Genomic DNA, 20,474 nt, shown 5'->3' with positions numbered 1-20,474 from the left:
GTCGCGGCCGCTCAGTCGACCGCCAGCGCCTCCACGATCGGCATCCGCGCCGCGCGCAACGCGGGCGGAATCGACCCGAGCAGCGCCAACGCCAGCGCGGCGGTGCCGTAGACCAACAGCATCGGGCTCGGCTCGTAGACGATGTCGATGGTCATGGCGTGACCGATGGCGACGGTGGCCAGATACTGGATCGCCGCGCCGACCACGAGACCTATCGCGGCGCCGACCAATCCGATGCCCGCCGCTTCGGCGAGCACCGACCGCAGCAGGAACTTGCGGCTGGTGCCCATGGCGCGCAGCACGCCGAGTTCGCGGCGGCGTTCGAGCACCGAGAGCATCAGGGTGTTCAGCAGCGCGATGGTCGCGACGAGCACCACGATCCACAGGATCGCCCTGCTCATCACCGAGCCCTGCCGCATGCTCGACGAGATCGCGGTGACGGCGTCCTGCCCCGAGCTGACGTGAAACTGTTCCGGCACGGCGGCGCGGATAGCGGCCTGCACCGCGGCCCGGTCCGCGCCTGGCGCGACCTCGACGGACAGGATGGTCTCGCCGGGGCGTTGGTACCACTGCCGCAGGTGTTCCACGTCCATCATCACGATGCCCGAGATCGCCGAGACGTACGGGATGATCTGCAGCACTTCCACCCGGTGCGGACCGGTCGGGGTTTGCAGGGTCAGCTCCGCGCCCGCGCTCACCCCGAGCGATCGGGCCACATCGCGGGAGATCACCACACCCTCGCCGGAGGTCATGCGCGGCAACAGGCTTCGATCGACGGCGTTGGACCGGATATCGCCCAGCGCGGTCGGATAGCCCTGCAGCATGACCCGCCCGGTCCCCAGGGTGGCGAAGGCCATCTGCGCCGGGTTGACCTCCTCGACACCGGGGACCTTCGCGACGATGCCCTTCAAATCCTCGGGCAGCAGCGGCCCGGTCGGGAACTGCTCCATCGCCGTGGGACTGACGTAGACGTCGGCCGTGCCGAGGTCTTCGAACGTGGCGGTGGCCGAGTCCACCATGTTCGTCGAGGCGCCGCCCATCGCCACGGTCGCGGACACGCCGATCATCACTGTCATAGCCGTCGCCCACACCCGGCGCGGCGCGCGTTCCAGGGTGGTGGAGCCGAGCGCGCCGGGCGCGCCGAAGCGGCGGGCGATCGCTGCCGCGGTGCGCACGATCGGTCCGGTGGCCGCGAAGCAGACGAGCAACGTCGCCGTGAACGACAGCGAGATGGAGGCGAGCGAGAGCCTGCCGAGGTCGGCCTTGGCGACGAGGACGGCGGCCACGGCGAGACCGACGCCGAATACCGCTGCGCCCCAACGCACTACCGGCCGAACGGTGTCGGTCTGCCCGACACCGACCGGGGCAAGCGCCTCGATCGGCTGCACTTTGTAGACCTGCCGCGCGGCGAGCGCCGCGGCGGTGACGCTCGCCAGCACACACGCCGCCACCGCGGCCGGAATGGCGTGGCCCGGCACCATGTACTCGGTGCGCGCCTCGACCGATTGCACCATCGCCGCTGGTAGCCGGTCGATCGCGGTGCGGCCCATGAAGATTCCGAGGATCGCGCCGATCACGCTGCCGAGCAGGCCGAGCAGGGCGGCCTCGGCGAGCAGGTCGCGCACCATCGGGCCGCGTTTGCCGCCGATGGCGCGCAGCAGTGAGAGCGTCGGCCTTCGCTGGGCGACCGCCATGCTCATCGCGTTGTAGATGAGGAACGCCGAGACGATCAGCGCCGCCGCCGAGGACATCAGCGTCGAGTAGCGGACGATCTGGATCGCCCCGCCCGCCTGCGCCGTGCGCAGATCTGGATCGGCGACGACGGCGCGTCCGTCCACCACCGAGGTCAGCGCGGCGCGCAGCTCGCCGACGTCGGCGCCGTCGTCGGCGATGATCTGCACCGAGTCCAGCTTGCCGACGCGGTCGGTCAGAAACTGCGCCAAACCCAGTGGCGCGGCGACGATGTGGCCGCCGTTGAGCTTGTCCGAGGTCTCGGCGTCCAGTACGCCCGCCACGGTGACCGTGCCTATACCGAGCGGGAACTCGTCGCCTTCGGCATAGCCCATCGCGGCGCCGACCAGGACGCCGCGCGGCGTGGTGATCAGCTTGGTCGTGTGCTCGCCCATCGGTCCGGCGAGTTCGCTGTCGAGCGCGGTGATGTTCGCGTCCGCACCGAGCAGCAGCGCGCGATCCTCGCCCGAGCCGAGCTGGGCGCGCAGCATCGGCACCGCCTGGTCGACGCCCGGCGTCGCGGCGATGCGCGGGAGCAGTTGCTGGTCGAAACCCGCGTCGGTGATGCCGGTGATCTCCAGTGCCGCTTTGCCGCCGAGCGCTTTGGTGAGCCGATCCACCGATCCGGTGACCGAACCGGAGATGCTCAGCACCGCGACGAGCAGCGCGGCCGACACCGCCATCACGGTCATGGACATGACCGTCCGGCCACGGTGTGCGAGCAGTTCGCCGAAGTTGAACAGCCGCAACCGATCCCATCCGGCCCGGATCATGCGCGCACCGAACCCTCGTCGAGCGCCGCGTCCTCGTCGCGCCCCGCGCCCGCGCGCTCGACCCGGTCGTTGGAGCCGATCTTGCCGTCGCGCAACGTGATCACCCGGTCGCAGTACTCCACCGCGCCCATGTCGTGGGTCACCATCACGACCGAATTGCCGTTGCGCGCGATGTCACCGAGCAGTTCCAGGATCGACGCGCCGGTCTTGGAGTCCAGGTTGCCGGTCGGCTCGTCGGCCAGGATCAGCGGCGGATTCATGATCAACGCCCTGGCCACCGCCACCCGCTGCATCTGGCCGCCGGACAGCTCGGCCGGGCGATGCGCGGCCCGATCGCCGAGTCCCACGCGGTCGAGCAGTTCCAGGGCTTGCGGCTTGGCCTTGCGTAATCCTGTGCCGTCCAGCAACTTCGGGATCGCGACGTTCTCCCATGCGGTCAGCGTGGGCAGCAGGTTGAAGAACTGGAAGATGAAACCGACTCGGTGGCGGCGGAATTCGGACTGCTGCTCCTCCTTCAGCGCACCGATCTCCTCGCCCTGGAAGCGGATCGACCCCGCGTCCGGACTGTCCAGCGCGCCGAGCAGATGCAGCAGCGTGCTCTTGCCGGAGCCGGACGGACCGATGATGGACGTGAATTCGCCCCCCTCGATGCGCAAACTGACGCCGTCCAGCGCGCGGACGGTCTGCTCGCCGACCCGGTACTGCTTGACGATGTCCGACAGTTCCAGCATTGCCGGGTCCGACATAGTGCTTCCCCCAATCGCTTTCGTTTCTCAGGTGCTATCGCGCCAGTGCTTCGACGGCCAGGTGGCGGCGACGATACTGGCAATCGAGCACCGCGCGCAGCGTTGGCTGCTCCGCGGCGAGCTCGAGATAGGCCTCGACGGCGGATTGCCCCTGCGTCAGGGCCTGCTCCATTTTGACGTCCAAGTGCAATCGCCACCGGTAATTCAGCGCGAGCAGCACCCCCTCCGGGCCGCCGAACAGCCGATCCAGCCCCGGTATCCCCGAGAGCAGGTCGGGTCTTTCCGGATCGACCGCGGCGCGGGCGAGCACGGTGTGCACGATTTCGGTCCGAGCGTGTTGTTCTTCCCAGGACATGACATCGGCCTTTCGTGAAGCGTCCGCCGCACCGCCGGTCGGGCCGCGCGACGAGATTGCAGCCAACGCTACGGCTGGGACGTCCGGGTGTCGTCGTGCCGAGGACGCGAATCGATCTCCTACCGTGGTAGGAGGCGCCGACCGTTCCCGGCACGATGCGTCGGCGCACGTCGGCCGACTAGCCTGACAAGATGGATGTGACGCAGGCCATCCCTCCGCCCCCGGGCGCCGAACAGGCGGTTCCGTTCCGGGAGCGCGGGCGGGTGCGAGATCGGCTCGCCGAGTTCGCGCGCGATCCGATCGGCACCTTCCGGCGAAGTCTGACGGAGTTGCCGTTCGACTATCCGCCGAAGGTGATCGTCATCGCCGACATCGCGACCTTCGTGATCGGCGTCGCCGCCACCGTGCAGCGGCACGCCTATTTCCCGACCGCGGTGCCGCTGCTCGCCATGCTGTTGCTGTTCATCTCGGTTCCGGCGTTCTGCCTGTTCGGCGTGGTGCCGAATCCGGGCACTCTCGGACTGTGTGGGATGGGGGCGGCGGCGCTGTTCCTGGTGCAACCGGTCGCCGCCGATTTCGCGCCGTTCGTTCTGGTCATCGTCGTCGGCGAGGTCGCGGCGCTCGCGTCGGTGCGGGTCGGCGCCGCGGTGGCGGTGGGGGCGGTCGCCGAGCTGGTGGCCTTCGACATCGCGGGCAACGTGATGTGGAGCGCCGACACCGAACGTTTCTCGGGCCTGCCGATGTACGGCATGGGCATCCTGCTCGGCTTCATGTGCGGGCTGATGCTCCAGTACCAACGGCGCTTCCTCTACCGGGAACGGCACTATCAGGACATGCGCGCGGCTCAGGCGGCCGAGGAAGAACGGCGCAGGATCGCCCGCGAAGTGCACGACGTGATCGCGCATTCGCTGAGCATCACGCTGCTGCACCTCACCGCGGCCAGGCACGCGCTGGAGACCGATCGCGACGTGGACGAGGCGGTGGAGGCGCTGGTCGACGCCGAACGCCTCGGCCGCCAGGCGATGGCCGACATCCGGCGCACCGTGGGACTACTCGACAAACGACCCTCCAAGCTGGTTCCGGAACCGAGCGTCGGCGATATCGAGGATTTGGTCGGCGATTTCGTCCGCGCCGGACTCGACGTGCGCTACCGGTGCACCGACGACCTGTCCCCGGTGACGGCGGCGGTAGGTCTCGCGCTCTACCGCATCGGCCAGGAGTCGCTGGCCAACGTCGTCAAGCACGCGCCAGGTGCGACGGCGACCGTCCTGCTCACGGTGGACGACGCCGCGGCGGCGCTGACGGTGGTCAACACGCTGCCCGGCGGACTGCCCGCGCAGCGCGGCCACGGCATGGGCCTGACCGGCATGTGGCAGCGCGCCGAACTGCTCGGCGGACGGCTGACCGCGGGGCCCGCCGAGGACGGCTGGTCGGTGCGGGCCGAGTTCCCGCTCGTCGCGTCCAAGGCGTGGCTGCACTGTCCGCTGCCCGGTCTGTTCCTCGACGCCGCGAGCGCGGTGCGCGAGGGCGCGACACCGCGCGAGCAGCCGCCCGCCCTCGGCGCTCCGGCGTGGCGCACCATGCGGGAGGGCGCGTGACGGCCGCCGCCCCAGCCGCGGACGCCATCGCCGTCCTCGTCGTCGACGATCAGGAACTGGTGCGCGGCGGCCTGCGCCGGATCCTGCGCCGCCGCGACGGTTTCCTGGTGACCGAATGCGCCGACGGTGACGAGGTGCCCGCCGCGGTGGCCGCCGACAAGCCCGATGTGGTGCTGATGGATCTGCGCATGAAACGCGTCGACGGCATCGACGCCACCCGCCTGCTGCGCGCCACCGACGGCGCGCCGCCGGTGCTGGTGCTCACCACGTTCGACGACGACCAGCTGTTGTCCGGCGCGCTGCGCGCGGGAGCCGCGGGCTTCATCCTCAAGGATTCGCCCGCCGAGGATCTGATTCGCGCGGTCCGGATGGTGGCCGCGGGCGGAGCGTGGCTGGACCCTTCGGTGACCGGCCGGGTGCTCTCGGCCTATCGAACCGTCCGTCCGGTATCCGCTCGCGGCGACAGCAGACTAGCGGATTTGACCGCGCGCGAGTACGAAGTTCTCGAATTGATCGGCCGCGGGCGCGCGAACGCGGAAATCGCCAGGCAGCTGGGCATCTCGGAAGTCACCGTGAAAAGCCATGTCGGACACATATTCGGCAAGTTGGACCTGCGAGATCGAGCCGCCGCGATCGTCTTTGCGTTTGACCACGGGGTGGTCTCACCCGGAGAATCCACTCTTTGACGGGCAACCCGGAGCAGTGGGTCGCCGCCCGGGATGTGGAGGTTGCACGGGGTGGACGGACCTGGATGGCGGGTCGGCAGTCGGTTCGGGCCGTACGAGTTGCGCTCGCTGCTGGGCAAGGGGGGAATGGGCGAGGTCTACGAGGCCTATGACACGGTGAAGGACCGGGTCGTCGCGGTCAAACTGCTGTCCGAGGAACTCGCCAAAGACCCGGTGTACCAAGTGCGTTTCCGCCGGGAATCGCAGGCCGCCGCCCGGCTCGCCGAGCCGCACGTCATCCCGATCCACGACTGGGGCGTGATCGACGGCGTCCTGTTCATCGACATGCGGCTGGTCAACGGGGTCGACCTGCGCACCATCCTGCGCGGGCAGGGGCCGATGAGCCCGGAACGCGCCGTTTTCCTCATCGAGCAGATCGCCGCCGCGTTGGACGCCGCGCACGCCGACGGCCTGGTGCACCGCGACGTCAAGCCCGCCAACATCCTGGTCACCGACGCCGATTTCGCCTACCTCGTCGATTTCGGCATCGCCCACACCGAGGGCGACTCGGCCGTGACCCAGGTGGGCATGGCGGTCGGCTCCTACATCTACATGGCGCCGGAGCGTTTCGACGTCGGCCCGGTGACCGGCCGCGCCGACATCTACTCGCTGGCCTGTGTGCTGCACGAATGCCTCACCGGGGCAACACCCTTCCCGGCGGCGAGCATGAGTGTGCTGATCAAGTCCCATCTTTCCGATCCGCCGCCGCGTCCGAGCGCCGAGCGTCCCGGTATCGCGCCCGCCCTCGACGACGTCATCGCGCGCGGCATGGCGAAGGACCCCGCCGACCGTTTCGCGACCGCCGCCGAGCTGGCCCGCGCGGCCCGCGCCGTGGTGGGCTCGGCGTCGCCCGCGGCGACCGCCCCCACATTCGTCGTGCGCGCACCCGATCCCGCGAGGTTCGGACAGTCGGATCCGACCGTGCGCGGAGCGGTTCCGCCGGAATCCACCGGGGAGCTGTCAATTCCAGCGGTCATCCACCCCACGGCGCCGACAGAGATCCGTCCGGCCGACTTCCAGTTCACCCCGCTCCCGCCGCAGCAGCCGCAGGCGCCGCCCGCGACCGGACCGCTGCCGCAGGTGCGCCCGTTTCCCGACGCGCATCTCTACCCGGAATCCCAGCGGTACGCCGAACCGCAGTACGGCGCGAGCCAGTACGCCGAAACCCAGTTCAACCAGCCGCAATACGCGGAGCAGCCGTCTCCGGCGCCGCAGTACACCGCGCCGGAGACCCAGCGCTACCCGGCGCCGGAGGAGCGGCAACCCGCGCCGGAGACCCAGCACTATCCGGTGCCGGAGCAATCGGCACCCGAAACCCGGCGATACCCCTTCCCGCCGACGCCCGAAGCGCAGCAAGCCGCGCCGGAAACCCAGCGCTACCCCGAATCGCCGTTCGCCCCGCCGCCCCAGCCGCGGCACGGTGCGCAACCGCTCCCGCAGCCGACCTACGCCGACCACGTCGCGCAGGGCGAACCGTATCCGCCGCACGGGTACGGCGCCGACGCCTATGACGGGCGCTACGGCGGGGCCGATCCCTACGCGCCGCGGGAGCCGCGCCGGTCGGTCGTGCTGCCTTTGCTGTTCGCGGTGCTGGTGATCGTGGTGGTGACGGTCTCGGGCGCGGTCGCCTGGCAGGCGATCGGCTCGCGCGATTCCGGCATCGACAACGCCGCCGAAGGCAGGACCGGCGTGTCCTTGACCTCGGCGCGCGCGCCCAGCGCGGCCGCGACCCCCGCTGCCCCCAAGACCGCCCCGACCTCGACGTCCGCGACCCCGGTCCGGCTACCCGACGGTGCGACGCCCTGCGGCGCCGCGCAACCGTCCGGAGCCTTCGCCAGGGCCGCGATCGGCAACGCGGTCACCAGTTGCCCGTTCGCCGAGGAAGTGCGGAGGGCCTACTCCGCGGCGGGAAGCGCGGGCGGATCCCGGTCGGTGGTGGCCACGAGCCCGGTCACCGGCCGGACCTACACGATGAATTGCGCAGCCGAAGGCCAGCTCGTGGTCTGTACCGGCGGTGAGAACGCGGTGGTTTATGTTTACTGATCGAATCGGGCGCCTCGGTAAGGCGCTGGGTACCTGCACGCTCGCTCTGGCGTTGCTGACTTCGTGCGGCGCCGATCCCAGTGGCGACGCCGCCGAGGCGACGACCATCACCGAGGCGGCATCGCGCAGCGATCAGATGAATCTGGAATTCACGCTGCCCGGCACGCTGGCGGCCGGTTTCCAGGAGTTGCGTGCCGGTGTGCGCGGCAGTTTCGGCATGGCGATCATGCCGGTGGGCGGCAGCGACCGAATGCTGACCTTCGGCGATTGGACCACCGGGCCCGCCTGGTCGACCATGAAGGTGCCGCTGGTCATCGCCGCGCAGCGCCGCAATCCGTCCGTCTCGACCTACTCGATGACGGCCGCGATCACCTCCTCCGACAACGCCGCCGCCGACACGCTCTGGCAGGGGCTCGGCAGCCCGCAGGAGGCGGCCAAGGCCATCGAGGCGGTGCTGCGCGAGGGCGGCGACAGCAAGACCGCGGTGCCCGCGACGCGCAGCCGCGCCGAGCACTCGGCGTTCGGCCAGGCGGAATGGTCGCTGGCCGAGCAGGCGCGGTTCGCCTCGCGGCTGCCGTGCCTGCCGGAGTCGGAGACGGTGCTGGAACTGATGGCCGAGATCGTCCCGAACCACCGCTGGGGCCTCGGCGCCTTCCGCAGCGCGGAGTTCAAGGGCGGCTGGGGACCGGACGCCTCCGGCGACTACCTGGTACGTCAGTTCGGCATCATCGACGTCCCGACCGGAAAAGTAGCGATCGCCTTTGCCGCCCAGCCCGATTCGGGCGCGTTCTCGGACGGCATGAGTGTGCTCGACAAGATGGCCACGCTCGTCTCCGAACACCTCGACGAACTGACCGGGGGCAAGTGCCGGTCCTGACCCGAGCGGCGAATGCGGCGCTGAGCGGGACGTAACCCAGGGTTCACGGGGGCGGGGCTGCCAGGCCTCGCCGAGCGGGGCAAGATAGCGGCCATGCGCATCGGAGTCTTGACCGGAGGCGGGGACTGTCCAGGACTGAACGCGGTCATCCGCGCCGTCGTTCGCACCGCGAACGGACGGTACGGGGACGCGATCGTGGGCTTCCAGGACGGCTGGCGCGGCCTATTGGAAGACCGCAAGATCAACATCCTCAACGACGACCGCACCGACCGGCTGCTCACCAAGGGCGGCACCATGCTCGGCACCGCACGCACCAATCCCGACACGCTGCGCGCCGGGCTCGGCCAGATCAAACAGACGCTCGACGACAACGGCATCGAAGCACTCATCCCCATCGGCGGCGAGGGCACTCTCACCGCCGCCAGCTGGCTGGCCGACGAGGGCGTCCCCGTGGTCGGCGTGCCCAAGACCATCGACAACGACATCGACTGCACCGACGTCACGTTCGGCCACGACACCGCGCTGAGCATCGCCACCGAGGCGATCGACCGCCTGCACACCACCGCCGAATCGCACCAGCGCGTGATGCTGGTCGAGGTGATGGGCAGGCACGCGGGCTGGATCGCGATCAACTCCGGCATGGCCGCGGGCGCGCACCTGACCTTGGTGCCCGAGGTCCCGTTCGACGTGGACGAGGTCTGCGCCATGATCAAGCGCCGTTTCCAGCGCGGGGACAAGCACTTCATCTGCGTGGTGGCCGAGGGATCGCATCCGGCGCCGGACTCCGGTTTCGCGTTGCGCGAGGGCGGTATCGACGAATTCGGGCACGAGCGGTTCACCGGCGTCGCCCAGCAGCTCGGCGCCGAGATCGAACGTCGCATCGGCAAGGAGGTGCGCACCACCGTGCTCGGCCACGTCCAGCGCGGCGGCAGCCCGACCCCCTACGACCGTGTGCTTGCCACCCGATTCGGTCTGCACGCCGCCGAAGCGGTGCACGCTGGTCAGTTCGGTCAAATGGTCGCCCTGCACGGCACCACGATCGGCCTCGTTCCGCTCGCTGAGGCGACCAAACAGCTCAAGCGGGTGCCTGCCGACCGCTACCGGGAAGCCGAGGCGTTCTTCGGCTGAGCTGGTTGGCAGACGTATAGCGGCCGATAGCATCGTCCGCTATAGTGGCATGGTGACCAGGACCATCAGTCAGGCTGAACTGCGCAACGGAAGCGCGGGAGTCATGGATGCGTTGGAGGCGGGCCAAGACTTCATCATTACCCGCAACGGTCGACCTGTGGGTGAGTTGCGGCCGTTGGCATCGGTGCGCGGGGTGACGACCGCTGAGCTGAAGCGGCGGCTTGCTCGCTTCGCCCGCGCGGGCTCCAGCGCTGAGGAGCGCGAACAAGTCGACGCGGTATTCGGCGAGGACAGGCTCGATGACGACTGAGCGCCAGGATTCGGGCCTGCTCGACACCTGTGTGCTGATCGACTTCGACGCACTGCCGGAGGATCAGCTGCCAGCCGTGCCGAAGGTCAGCACCGTAACGCTCGCCGAACTCGGACTCGGAATCGCGGCGGCATCGGATGCCGTCACCCGGTTGCTGCGGACCGAGCGCCTCCAAGAGGTCGAAAACAGCTTGGAGGCACTGCCATTCACCGCTGAGGCCGCTCGGCGGTTCACTTTGATGGCCGGCTTGATCACCGCCGGAGGGCGCAGCCCAAAGCCACGCAAATTCGATCTGATGATCGCAGCTGTCGCCTCGGTACACGGACTACGCCTCTATACCCGCAACCCGAAAGACTTCTATGGGTTGGAGCAGGTGCTGACCGTCGTCGCGGTGTGATGCTGGCCGGTGCGTCGCATAGCTCTGGTCTGGCGGCGGCCGCGGTGCGGTACGCGCGCGGGGAGTGATCGCCTTCTGGGATTTCCTGGAGCCCAGATCATTCCCGCGGCGTACGGTGCGTGCGACTCGCGGTTGATCCCTATTCGGCGGTGTCGTGGGTACTGTCGCTGCATGCGTACCGGTCGAGTGCTCGCCGTGGTCCTGTTCGTGGTCGCCGCGCTGGTGGCGAGCTGTACGGAGGAATCCAACCCGCCGGAACCCACCACCGGTGACTGGCACGGCGCGATCCAGATCCCCGGCCAGCCGCTGGAGATCGGGGTGACTTTCGCGGGTGACGGCACCGCGACCATCGACATCCCGCTGCAAGGCGTGCGGGACGAACCGCTGAAGGACGTGAAGTCCGATCGGAGCGGCGTCGCCTTCGCCATTCCGGACGTCCCCGGCGACCCCGTGTTCAAGGGCAGCTATGACGCGGGCCCCGACCGGATCACCGGCGATTTCACCCAGTTCGGTCAGTCGTACCCGTTGACGCTCGAACGCGGCGCCGTCGCCCAGCTCGACCGGCCGCAGGAACCGAAACCGCCGTTCCCCTACAGCTCCGAGGACGTGAGTTACGCCAGCGGCGACATCACCGTCGCGGGCACTCTCACGAAACCCGAAGGGGCCGGACCGTTTCCGGCGGTGCTGCTGGTCACCGGCAGCGGACCGCAGGACCGGAACGAAGAACTGATGGGCCACAAGCCCTTCCTGCTGCTCGCCGACACCCTCACCCGCGCGGGCTACGCGGTGCTGCGCACCGACGACCGCGGCGTCGGCGGCACCGGCGGCAATCTGGCGGAGTCGAACTACACCGACCTGGCCAACGACGTCGCCGCGGGCGTGAACTACCTGCGTGGCCGCCCCGACATCGACCCGGCGCGCGTCGGCCTGCTCGGCCACAGCGAGGGCGGCTACCTGGCGCCGATGGTCGCCGCACGGCCCGACAGCGGCGTCGCCTTCGCGATCCTGATGGCGGGGCCGACGGTGCCCGGCGGCGATGTGCTCATCGAACAGACCAGGGCGATCCTGGCCGCCAACGGCGTGCCGCCCGAGCAGATCGACAAGCAGGTGCGCGACACCACCGAGATGGTGGCGCTGCTGAAGGCCGGTGATCTGGCCGGGGCCAAGGACTTGGCCAAGCGCAACAACGCCGCACTGCCCGAGGGCGAGCGGGTGCCGGACGACCAGGTCGGCGCCGACATCACCCCGTACTTCGCCGCGCTGATCGCCCACGATCCCGCGCCCTCGCTCTCCGCGCTGCGGATTCCGGTGCTCGCCTTCTTCGGGGAGAAGGATCTTCAGGTCCTCGTCGCCCAGAACGAGCCGCCCGCGCGCACCTTGCTGGCCGCCGGCCCGGACGCCACCGTGCACGTCTTCCCGGGGCTCAACCACCTGATGCAGCCAACCCAGACCGGCCTGCCCAGCGAGTACACCGCCATCGAGACGACCATCGATCCGCAGGTCCTCACCTACGTGACGAACTGGCTGACCCAGCGGTTCCCGCCGAAGTAATTCGCCGGAACCGAACCGCGGAGGTCGGCGCGGTGTCCACCGACCTCTTCCCTAAACTGATCGGCATGAGCACAACCACCGTCGAGCTGATGGACTACAGCGACGTCATCGCCCGGTACGAGCCGGTGCTCGGCATGGAGGTCCACGTCGAGCTGTCCACGGCGACAAAGATGTTCTGCGGCTGCGCCACCGAATTCGGCGCGCAGCCCAACACCCAGGTGTGCCCGGTGTGCCTCGGGCTGCCCGGATCGCTGCCGGTGGTGAACCAGCAGGCGGTGGAGTCGGCGATCCGTATCGGCCTGGCGCTGAACTGCTCGATCACCCCGTGGGGCCGGTTCGCGCGGAAGAACTACTTCTACCCCGACCAGCCGAAGAACTACCAGATCAGCCAGTACGACGAGCCGATCGCCACCGACGGCCACCTCGATGTGGTGCTCGACGACGGCAGCACCTTCCGGGTGGACATCGAGCGCGCCCACATGGAAGAGGACACCGGCAAGTCGGTGCACGTTGGCGGCGCCACCGGCCGTATCCACGGCGCGAGCCACTCGTTGCTCGACTACAACCGCGCGGGCGTGCCGCTCATCGAGATCGTCACCAAGCCGATCACCGGCGCGGGGGAGCGCGCGCCCGAGGTGGCCCGCGCGTACGTGACCGCGCTGCGTGATCTGCTCAAGTCCCTCGACGTCTCGGACGTCAAGATGGAGCAGGGCTCGCTGCGCTGCGACGCCAACGTCTCGCTGATGCCCATCGGCGCCACCGAATTCGGCACCCGCACCGAGACCAAGAACGTCAACTCGCTCAAGAGCGTCGAGGTCGCGGTGCGCTTCGAGATGCGCCGCCAGGCCGCCGTGCTCGCCGACGGCGGCAGCATCGTGCAGGAGACCAGGCACTTCCACGAGGCCGACGGCACCACCTCGCCGGGCCGCCGCAAGGAGACCGCCGAGGACTACCGCTACTTCCCGGAGCCGGACCTCGAGCCCATCGCGCCGGACGCGGAGTGGGTCGAGAGCCTTCGTGCCACCATCCCCGAGTACCCGTGGCTGCGCCGGGCGCGGATCCAGGCCGACTGGGGCTGGTCGGACGAGGTCATGCGCGACGTGGTGAACGCGGGCGCGCTGGACGCCATCATCGCCACGGTCGAGGCGGGCGCGCCGCCGAACGAGGCGCGCTCCTGGTGGGTCAACTACCTCACCGAGAAGGCCAAGGAGCGCGAGGTCGGCCTCGAAGACCTGCCGATCACTCCCGCGCAGGTGGCCGAGGTGACCAAGCTGGTCGAGGCCAAGACCGTCAACAGCAAGGTCGCCAAGCAGGTTGTCGACTTCGTCCTCGCGGGCGAAGGCGAGCCCGCCGCCATCGTCGAGGCCAAGGGGCTCGGCATGGTCAGCGACGACAGCGCCCTGCAGACCGAGGTCGAGAAGGCGCTCGCCGCCAACCCCGACATCGCCGAGAAGATTCGCTCCGGCAAGGTGCAGGCCGCGGGCAAGATCGTCGGCGATGTCATGAAGGCGACCCGGGGGCAGGCCGACGCCGCGCGCGTCCGCGAGCTCGTTCTCGCCGCCTGCTCCTGATCGAACGCAGCGCGCCGCCCGCCACCATCGGTAGCGGGCGGCGCGGTCGTTTGCGGGGGCCGTTTCGAGCACCGTGGCGTGGTCGGGCCACGTTCGTGCTCACGGGCAGGTGGTGGGGCGAGCCGTTTCGAGCACCGTGGCGTGGCCGGCCCGCGTTCGTGCTCGCGGCCGCGCCGTATGCCGGTTAGTCCGGTCCGGTGCCGCTGGCGCTCTGCGGCGGGATGCGGACGACGCGGTCGTCGTTGGGGCCGGGCTGGCCGTCGGTCTTGTTGACGGTGCCGACCCAGATATTGCCGTCGGGTCCCACCGTCGCGCCGCCGAGCTGGCCGTAGCGGTCCTGGGCGAGCAGGCTGGGGGCCGTGGTCACGGCGTGGGTGTTCTCGTCGGCGGCGGCGATGGCGAGCGCCTTGGCGTAGGTCAGCGAGACCGCCACACCGTCGGCGGCCGCCGCGCAACCCGCGACGCCCGGCCGGTCCGGCCAGGTCCACGCGACGCTGACCGCGCCGTCCGCACCCAGCCGTTGCAGCCGGTCCTCGACGGGGGTGCGGTCGGTGAACCAGACGTTGTCCTTGCCGTCGCGGCACAGATCGCCCGCGACGCCGATGCCCGAGGCCGCGACCTCCGGCGCCGCCGCACCGCCCGGCGCGGGCGAGTTCACTCGCAGCAGTTTCCCGGCCAGCGAGGAGGGGGTCGAGGCCAGGCCGGGGTTGCCCGCGTCGCCGGTCAGCACCAGCAGCTGATCGGGGCTCGCCCATTCGATCGCGCCGTGATTTCCGCTGGCGCCCTTGGGGATTCCGGTGAGGATGTCCTTGGGCGGGCCGCCTTCGGCGATCCGGACGACCCGGTTGTCGCTTGCCGTGGTGATGTACGCGTAGAGCAGGCCGTCCTCGCGGTAGGTGGGGGAGAGCGCGATGTCGCTGAGTCCGCCGTCGGCCGAGCCGTCCACGTCCAGGCGCGCGATCTCGATCGGCGGCTGATCCGGGTCGACCACTTTCAGGATGCGCCCGGTGCGGCGCTCGGCGACCAGCGCGCCCTCGGCCACGCCGACCATGCCCCCGGTGGTGTCCAGGCAGGTCGCGACCACGGCCGGATCGGGGTCGATGCACGGCCCGCTCGGGCGGGTCGTCGACGGCGGCGCCTGCTTCGGGGACTTGGGATCCGCGGGTTCGAACGTCGGCTCGGGGGTGAACGGGCTCGACGCGGAATCGTCGAACCTGGCGCACCCGGCCAGCAGAGCGGACCCGAGCGCCACACTCATGGCGAGACGTCCCACGACAACCAACCTCATGCCCCAGACGTTACGGAAATACCCTCGCCCGCGCCGCTCCCGGGGGCGTGTTGACACGCCGTCGGGCTTCGACTCCCGTCGTCGCGCGGCGCGACATAGGGTGTAGACCCATGAACGAGCGACGTATCGGCGAGGCGCGACCGTGACCGACAAGCCGAATCAGCTTCCCACCGGCCCGATCACGGGCGAGCAGCTCACCACCGCCCGCCAACCGGTGACCAGCCCGTTCGATTCGCCGACCCAGCAGTTCCCTGTAGTCGACATGTCCAAGCCGCGTCCCGCCGACGTGCCGCGCACCGACGACGAGCTCGGCCTCGATCCCGACGTGCCCAGCGTCGAGCAGACCAAGGCGGGCGAGCCCGCGTACTCCTACGCCAGCATCCCGCCCGCCGCCAACCCGCCGAACGAGCCGAGCAAGGCCGCGCGGCGCCGCACCGCCGAGAATCGGCGCGGCACTCTGTATTTCGGCCTGTTCCTGCTGCGGCTGGTGGTCGGCGGCACCTTCATCTATCACGGCTTGCAGAAGCTCACCGGCTGGTTCCACGGCCCTGGCCTGGACGGCACCCGCGACATGATGGCCGACGGCGGCTGGGACCACCCGAGCATCGCCACCGTCCTCCTCGTCGCGGGCGAGCTCGGCGGTGGCGTCTTGCTGATCCTCGGCCTCGCCACCCCGCTCGCCGCGGGCGCGGTGCTCGCCGTGATCCTCACCGCGTGGGCGTGGAAGCAGGGCATGATCCCCGGCTTCCAGTACAAGGGCTCGGTCCCCTCGGGCGTCGAACTCGAGACCATCCTCGCGGGCACCGCCGCCGCCGTCATCCTCACCGGCCCCGGCCGCTGGTCCCTCGACCGCAACCGCGGCTGGTCCACCCGCCCCGCCTGGGGCTCCTTTGCCGCCCTGCTGGCCGCCATCGCCGCCGCCGCGGGCACCTACTGGTATCTGCACGGCGGCAACCCCTTCACCGGCATCGGCCCCTTCGACTGATCGACCGAGCTCTCAGCCAGGCTGTGCCGATCGGATAATCCGGAAGCTTGCGCCGAAGGGGTCGTCCAGACCGGCGAGATACCCGTACGGGGTGTCATGGGCGGGCCGGACCACTGTTGCGCCTGCCGCAGTGGCGCGCGCGACGGTTGCGTCGACATCCTCGACCTCGAAGTAAGTCAGCCACTCGGACTTGGTGGCCGACGGCTCTCCGTGGATGCCGCCGATCGGCCGGTCATCGGGTCGACGCAGAACCGTGTAGTCGAGGTCGCCGGGTGTGTTCTCCAGGGTGAATTCGAATACCGCGGCGTAGAAGTCGCGGGCCGCGCTCGGTTGGGCGGTGACCAGTTCGGGCCAGGCCAGTGTGCCGGGCTCGTTCACGATCTCCGCACCGATGTGGGCGCGGCCCTGCCACAACCCGAACTGGCCACCCGCGGGATCGATACCGATGGCCATCCTGCCCTGGTCCATCACATCCATCGGCGGCAAGGGGATGTGGCCACCGGCGTCGGTGATCCGCTCGACCGTGCGGTCGCAGTCATCGGTGGCGAAGTACAGATTCCACCAGAACTCCGTCGCGTCGGCATCGGGATTCTTCATCAGAGCCGCCACCGGCTTCCCGCGTACCAGACACATGGTGTAGTTGCCGGTTTCCGGCGGCCCTTCCAGAAACTGCCAGCCGAATACCGCGCCGTAGAACTCCATCGCTCGGTGATGATCAGGGATCCCGAGATCAAGCCAGGTCGGCGTGCCGTTGGCGGAATTTTCGTCACTTCGGTCATCGGATCTCTCCTCGCCGCTGTTCAGTGGACCGCACAAGCCTCATCGTCGAGCCCAGACGCATTCCAACGCAGCAAATTCGGCTATCCGCGATGTCAGCGTCGCCGTCGACGATCAAGCCCTGATATGGGTGCTGTTTCGAACGCACCGACGAACCATTCGATCATTCCACTGGTCCGCGGCGGCCGTACGCGGGTTCGTCCGTGCTGAAGCAGCAGATCGGATCCCACGGACGGCCAGTCGCCGCAGAGTCGAGCAGACCCGATCGCTGGCGCCACGGCCTCAGCGAGTTCCGAGGGTCAGTCGTGGAAGAGGTCGCGCACGTCGGTGACCACGAGCGCTCGGTCCAGCCAGGTGTGCAGCGTGTCCCGGTCGGTGCAAGCCACGATCCGATCGTGTGTCTCCGATGGAACCTCGACGCCGCGGCGCTCGAGCACCCGCAAAATGCTCCCGCACACCCCTTCTGCATGCCCTTCGGCGCGCAGGCGCTGGGAGCTTTCCGAGCGGAAGAACGACAGATCCAACGACATCAGCTTCCTCCATGTTGTGGCGGCCGGGCTGGTTCCGAGCCCCATTTCGGTGAGTTCGGCGAAGATGGACCGGTCCTCGTCGAACCCGTGCAGAGCGGTAGCCAACGCCTTCAGTATGGCATTGATGTCCGGCTCGTTGGCGTGGGTGACCGCGGACAACGCGGCCAGCGGGATGTCGGCCGCTGCGGCGGCGACGTCGGTGACTGCGGGGACATTGTGCGGCCCGAGGACGATGGGGGCGAGGATGAGACTGCGCCGGAACGGTATGCCGATCGCCGGTGGTCTGCGCGCCCAGTGCGCCGTCTGCTGGTCATGACACACGATCAGCAGAACCGGCGGGAGCCCGTACTTGGCGTGCAAATGCGACAGATAGTAGGCCCACGCGGAGGGCTTGGCGTGGTCGATCTGTCCCTGTGCCTCGACGAGCAACAGGAACGCCCCGTCGACCGTGGTGATCCGGAGCAGAGTGTCCACTCGACGTTCCACCGGACGGTTTTCGGTCAGATCAGTGGGGAGTAGCGCAACCTCCACAGGATCGAGGAAAGGTAGTCCGAGCGCGCGGACGGCGCGCGCGAAAACGCCTGGGTCGTGCTGGAAGATCCGGTGCATTGCCTCGTGCTGTGAACCGACCATGGCGGAGACAGTAGGACAGCGATCGGCAGTGATCGAAAGTGTGTTCGGCGTTTCTTCGACCCTCGCCCCGATACCGGCGTGTCCAGGGGACTCTCCGGGGTCAGTCCTGGAACAGGTCCCGCACGTCCGTGACCACCAGCGCCCGATCGAGCAAGGCGTACAGCGTGTCTCGATCGGCGCATCCCACGATGCGATCGTGCGACTCTGCTGGAACCTCGACGCCGCGGCGCTCGAGCACCCGCAAAATGCTCCCGCACACCCCTTCTGCATGCCCTTCTGCGTGCCCTTCGGCGCGCAGGCGCTGGGAGCTTTCCGAGCGGAAGAACGACAGATCCAACGACATCAGCTTCTTCCATGTTGTGGCGGCCGGGCTGTTCCGAGGCGACGAAGGCCCCGGTGGAGAACCGGGGCCTTCGTCGTTCGGGCGATCAGGGGACGCGGCGGACGGCGCCCTTGTCGGCGGAGGTGGCGAGGGCGGCGTAGGCGCGCAGGGCCGTGGTGACCGGGCGCTCGCGGTCGACGGGCTGCCACGGCCGCTCGGAGGCTTCCATCTTGGCGCGGCGCTCGGCGAGCACGGCGTCGTCGACGAGCACCTCGAGCGCGCGGGTGGCGACGTCGATGCGGATCTGGTCGCCGTTCTCGATGAGACCGATCACGCCGCCGCTGGCCGCCTCGGGGGAGATGTGGCCGATCGAGAGGCCCGAGGTGCCACCGGAGAAGCGGCCGTCGGTGATCAGCGCGCACTGCTTGCCGAGACCGGCGCCCTTCAGAAACGCGGTGGGGTGCAGCATTTCCTGCATACCGGGACCGCCCGCGGGGCCCTCGTACCGCACGACGATCACGTCGCCCGGCTTGATCTGCTTACCGAGGATGACCGACACGGCCTCCTCCTGCGATTCCACGACGACGGCGGGACCCTGGAAGGAGAACAGATCCTCGTCGATGCCCGCGGTCTTGAGGATCGCGCCGTCCGGCGCGATGTTGCCGCGCAGCACGACCAGACCGCCCTCGACGGTGTAGGCGTGCTCCTTGTCGCGGATGCAGCCGCCCGCGGCGTCGGTGTCCAGCGAGGACCACCGGTTGTCCGTGGAGAACGGCTCGGTGGTGCGGACCCCGCCCGGCGCGGCGTGGAACAGCTCGACGGCCTCGTCGGATGCCTTGCCGGAGCGGATGTCCCAGGTGTCGAGCCACTCGTCGAAGCTCGCGGTATGCACCGTGGTCACGTCGGTTTCGAGCAGCCCGGCGCGGCGCAGCTCGCCGAGGATGGCCGGGATGCCGCCCGCCCGGTGCACGTCCTCCATGTGGTAGTCCGAGTTCGGCGAGACCTTGGACAGGCAAGGCACTTCGCGGCTGATCTCGTCGATGGTGCTCAGATCGAAATCGATCTCGCCCTCCTGCGCGGCGGCGAGGGTGTGCAGCACCGTGTTGGTGGAACCGCCCATCGCCACGTCGAGCGCCATCGCGTTGCGGAACGCCTTCTGGTTGGCCACGTTTCGCGGCAGCACCGAGGCGTCGTCCTCGCGGTACCAGCGGTTGGCGATGTCGACGATCACCCGGCCCGCCTTCTCGAACAGCGCGCGGCGGGCGGCGTGCGTGGCCAGCGTGGAGCCGTTGCCCGGCAACGCCAGACCCAGCGCCTCGGTGAGGCAGTTCATCGAGTTGGCGGTGAACATGCCGGAACAGGAGCCGCAGGTCGGGCAGGCGCTGCGCTCGACCTCGTCCAGCCCCTCGTCGGTGACATTGCTGTTGGCGCTGGCCGAGATCGCGGTGATCAGGTCCGTCGGAGCCTGGGCGACACCGCCCACCACGACGGCCTTACCGGCCTCCATCGGACCGCCGGAGACGAACACGGCCGGGATGTTCAGTCGCATGGCGGCGTTCAGCATGCCCGGAGTGATCTTGTCGCAGTTGGAGATACACACCAGCGCGTCGGCGGTGTGCGCGTTGGCCATGTATTCGACCGAGTCGGCGATGATCTCGCGGGAGGGCAGCGAGTAGAGCATGCCGCCGTGGCCCATCGCGATGCCGTCGTCCACGGCGATGGTGTGGAACTCGCGCGGCACGCCACCCGCGGCGCGGACCGCCTCCGCCACGATCTCACCGACGTCCTTCAAATGCACGTGGCCCGGCACGAACTGGGTGTAGGAGTTCGCGATGGCGACGATCGGCTTGCCGAAGTCGGAGTCGGTGAGGCCGGTGGCCCGCCACAGCGCGCGTGCGCCTGCGGCGTTGCGTCCGGCGGTGGTGGTGCGTGAACGAAGCGGTGGCATGGAGGGTCCTCGGAGGGTCGCGGGGGCTGTGGTGCGACTGCGCGGAGTTCGCTCGGCGTGTGCGGAACTCGCTCGGCGGCTGTTCCACGGTACTCCCGGGGGTGCCGGGCCGATGTCGCCGGTCGCGGTAGGCGATGTGCCGCGCGTCGCGGGTGCGTTCGTGTCGCCGCGGGTGGTGGTCGTCGG

18 protein-coding genes are annotated in these 20,474 nt (G+C 69.4%); 10 read left to right on the top strand and 8 right to left on the bottom strand.

The annotated features are described in order from the left end of the window. Window positions 1-11 precede the first annotated feature (11 nt). The 3 genes from T333_RS08915 to T333_RS08905 are packed head-to-tail and all read right to left on the bottom strand — an operon-like array spanning window position 12 to window position 3,605. A complete protein-coding gene (locus T333_RS08915) occupies window positions 12-2,504 on the bottom strand; it encodes an ABC transporter permease (RefSeq protein ID WP_496424185.1) in 2,493 nt (830 codons plus the stop codon). Beyond that, on the bottom strand, window positions 2,501-3,250 hold the full coding sequence (locus T333_RS08910) for an ABC transporter ATP-binding protein (RefSeq protein ID WP_354999211.1): 750 nt from the start codon (window positions 3,248-3,250) through the stop codon (window positions 2,501-2,503). The genes T333_RS08915 and T333_RS08910 overlap by 4 nt, the downstream gene beginning before the upstream one ends. Before the next feature lie 34 nt (window positions 3,251-3,284). Next, on the bottom strand, window positions 3,285-3,605 hold the full coding sequence (locus T333_RS08905) for a hypothetical protein (protein ID WP_496424184.1): 321 nt from the start codon (window positions 3,603-3,605) through the stop codon (window positions 3,285-3,287). A 191-nt stretch (window positions 3,606-3,796) separates the two neighbouring features. On the opposite strand from T333_RS08905, the gene T333_RS08900 reads away from it, so the two are divergent. The 9 genes from T333_RS08900 (at window position 3,797) to gatB (ending at window position 13,805) form a co-directional block, all read left to right on the top strand. Beyond that, window positions 3,797-5,203: a sensor histidine kinase gene (locus T333_RS08900; RefSeq protein ID WP_496424183.1), complete on the top strand. Its 1,407-nt coding sequence runs from the start codon at window positions 3,797-3,799 to the stop codon at window positions 5,201-5,203. Further along, window positions 5,200-5,889: a response regulator gene (locus T333_RS08895; protein ID WP_354999214.1), complete on the top strand. Its 690-nt coding sequence runs from the start codon at window positions 5,200-5,202 to the stop codon at window positions 5,887-5,889. The genes T333_RS08900 and T333_RS08895 overlap by 4 nt, the downstream gene beginning before the upstream one ends. 51 nt (window positions 5,890-5,940) lie before the next feature. Continuing rightward, window positions 5,941-7,971: a serine/threonine-protein kinase gene (locus tag T333_RS08890; RefSeq protein ID WP_496424182.1), complete on the top strand. Its 2,031-nt coding sequence runs from the start codon at window positions 5,941-5,943 to the stop codon at window positions 7,969-7,971. Then, window positions 7,961-8,848, top strand: a complete 888-nt coding sequence (locus T333_RS08885; protein WP_496424181.1) for a serine hydrolase — start codon at window positions 7,961-7,963, stop codon at window positions 8,846-8,848. Before T333_RS08890 ends, T333_RS08885 begins: the two co-directional genes overlap by 11 nt. Before the next feature lie 93 nt (window positions 8,849-8,941). Then, window positions 8,942-9,976, top strand: a complete 1,035-nt coding sequence (locus T333_RS08880; RefSeq protein WP_067781831.1) for an ATP-dependent 6-phosphofructokinase — start codon at window positions 8,942-8,944, stop codon at window positions 9,974-9,976. A gap of 52 nt (window positions 9,977-10,028) precedes the next feature. Beyond that, on the top strand, window positions 10,029-10,286 hold the full coding sequence (locus T333_RS08875) for a type II toxin-antitoxin system Phd/YefM family antitoxin (protein ID WP_496424180.1): 258 nt from the start codon (window positions 10,029-10,031) through the stop codon (window positions 10,284-10,286). Then, window positions 10,276-10,683: a type II toxin-antitoxin system VapC family toxin gene (locus tag T333_RS08870; protein WP_496424179.1), complete on the top strand. Its 408-nt coding sequence runs from the start codon at window positions 10,276-10,278 to the stop codon at window positions 10,681-10,683. The genes T333_RS08875 and T333_RS08870 overlap by 11 nt, the downstream gene beginning before the upstream one ends. Before the next feature lie 171 nt (window positions 10,684-10,854). After that, on the top strand, window positions 10,855-12,234 hold the full coding sequence (locus T333_RS08865; protein WP_496424178.1) for an alpha/beta hydrolase family protein: 1,380 nt from the start codon (window positions 10,855-10,857) through the stop codon (window positions 12,232-12,234). Window positions 12,235-12,299: 65 nt separating this feature from the next. After that, the gene (gatB, locus tag T333_RS08860; RefSeq protein ID WP_354999219.1) at window positions 12,300-13,805 is read left to right on the top strand and encodes an Asp-tRNA(Asn)/Glu-tRNA(Gln) amidotransferase subunit GatB; all 1,506 of its coding nucleotides are present in this window, start codon (window positions 12,300-12,302) and stop codon (window positions 13,803-13,805) included. Between the two features lie 184 nt (window positions 13,806-13,989). On the opposite strand, the gene T333_RS08855 is transcribed toward gatB, so the two are convergent. Then, window positions 13,990-15,093 (bottom strand): PQQ-dependent sugar dehydrogenase, encoded by a 1,104-nt coding sequence (locus T333_RS08855; protein ID WP_496424177.1) that lies wholly within the window; start codon window positions 15,091-15,093, stop codon window positions 13,990-13,992. Window positions 15,094-15,235: 142 nt separating this feature from the next. Here T333_RS08855 and T333_RS08850 point away from each other — a divergent pair, with 142 nt between their 5' ends. Beyond that, window positions 15,236-16,078 carry a DoxX family protein gene (locus tag T333_RS08850; RefSeq protein ID WP_354999221.1) on the top strand — a complete coding sequence of 281 codons (843 nt, stop codon included), beginning with the start codon at window positions 15,236-15,238 and terminating at the stop codon, window positions 16,076-16,078. Window positions 16,079-16,090: 12 nt separating this feature from the next. Here T333_RS08850 and T333_RS08845 read toward each other — a convergent pair whose 3' ends face one another. From T333_RS08845 to ilvD, 4 genes are all read right to left on the bottom strand, one after another. After that, a complete protein-coding gene (locus T333_RS08845) occupies window positions 16,091-16,894 on the bottom strand; it encodes a VOC family protein (protein ID WP_496424176.1) in 804 nt (267 codons plus the stop codon). Between the two features lie 260 nt (window positions 16,895-17,154). Further along, window positions 17,155-17,859, bottom strand: coding sequence for a hypothetical protein (locus T333_RS08840; RefSeq protein ID WP_496424175.1), 705 nt, complete (start codon window positions 17,857-17,859; stop codon window positions 17,155-17,157). Between the two features lie 259 nt (window positions 17,860-18,118). After that, the gene (locus T333_RS08835) at window positions 18,119-18,355 is read right to left on the bottom strand and encodes a hypothetical protein (RefSeq protein ID WP_496424174.1); all 237 of its coding nucleotides are present in this window, start codon (window positions 18,353-18,355) and stop codon (window positions 18,119-18,121) included. A 91-nt stretch (window positions 18,356-18,446) separates the two neighbouring features. Beyond that, complete coding sequence (gene ilvD / locus T333_RS08830; RefSeq protein WP_496424173.1) at window positions 18,447-20,288, bottom strand: dihydroxy-acid dehydratase; 1,842 nt, start codon at window positions 20,286-20,288, stop codon at window positions 18,447-18,449. Between the last annotated feature and the right edge of the window lie 186 nt (window positions 20,289-20,474).

It is taken from the genome of Nocardia sp. CNS-044 (assembly GCF_059570515.1).
This window is presented reverse-complemented; position numbering and strand designations above follow the sequence as displayed.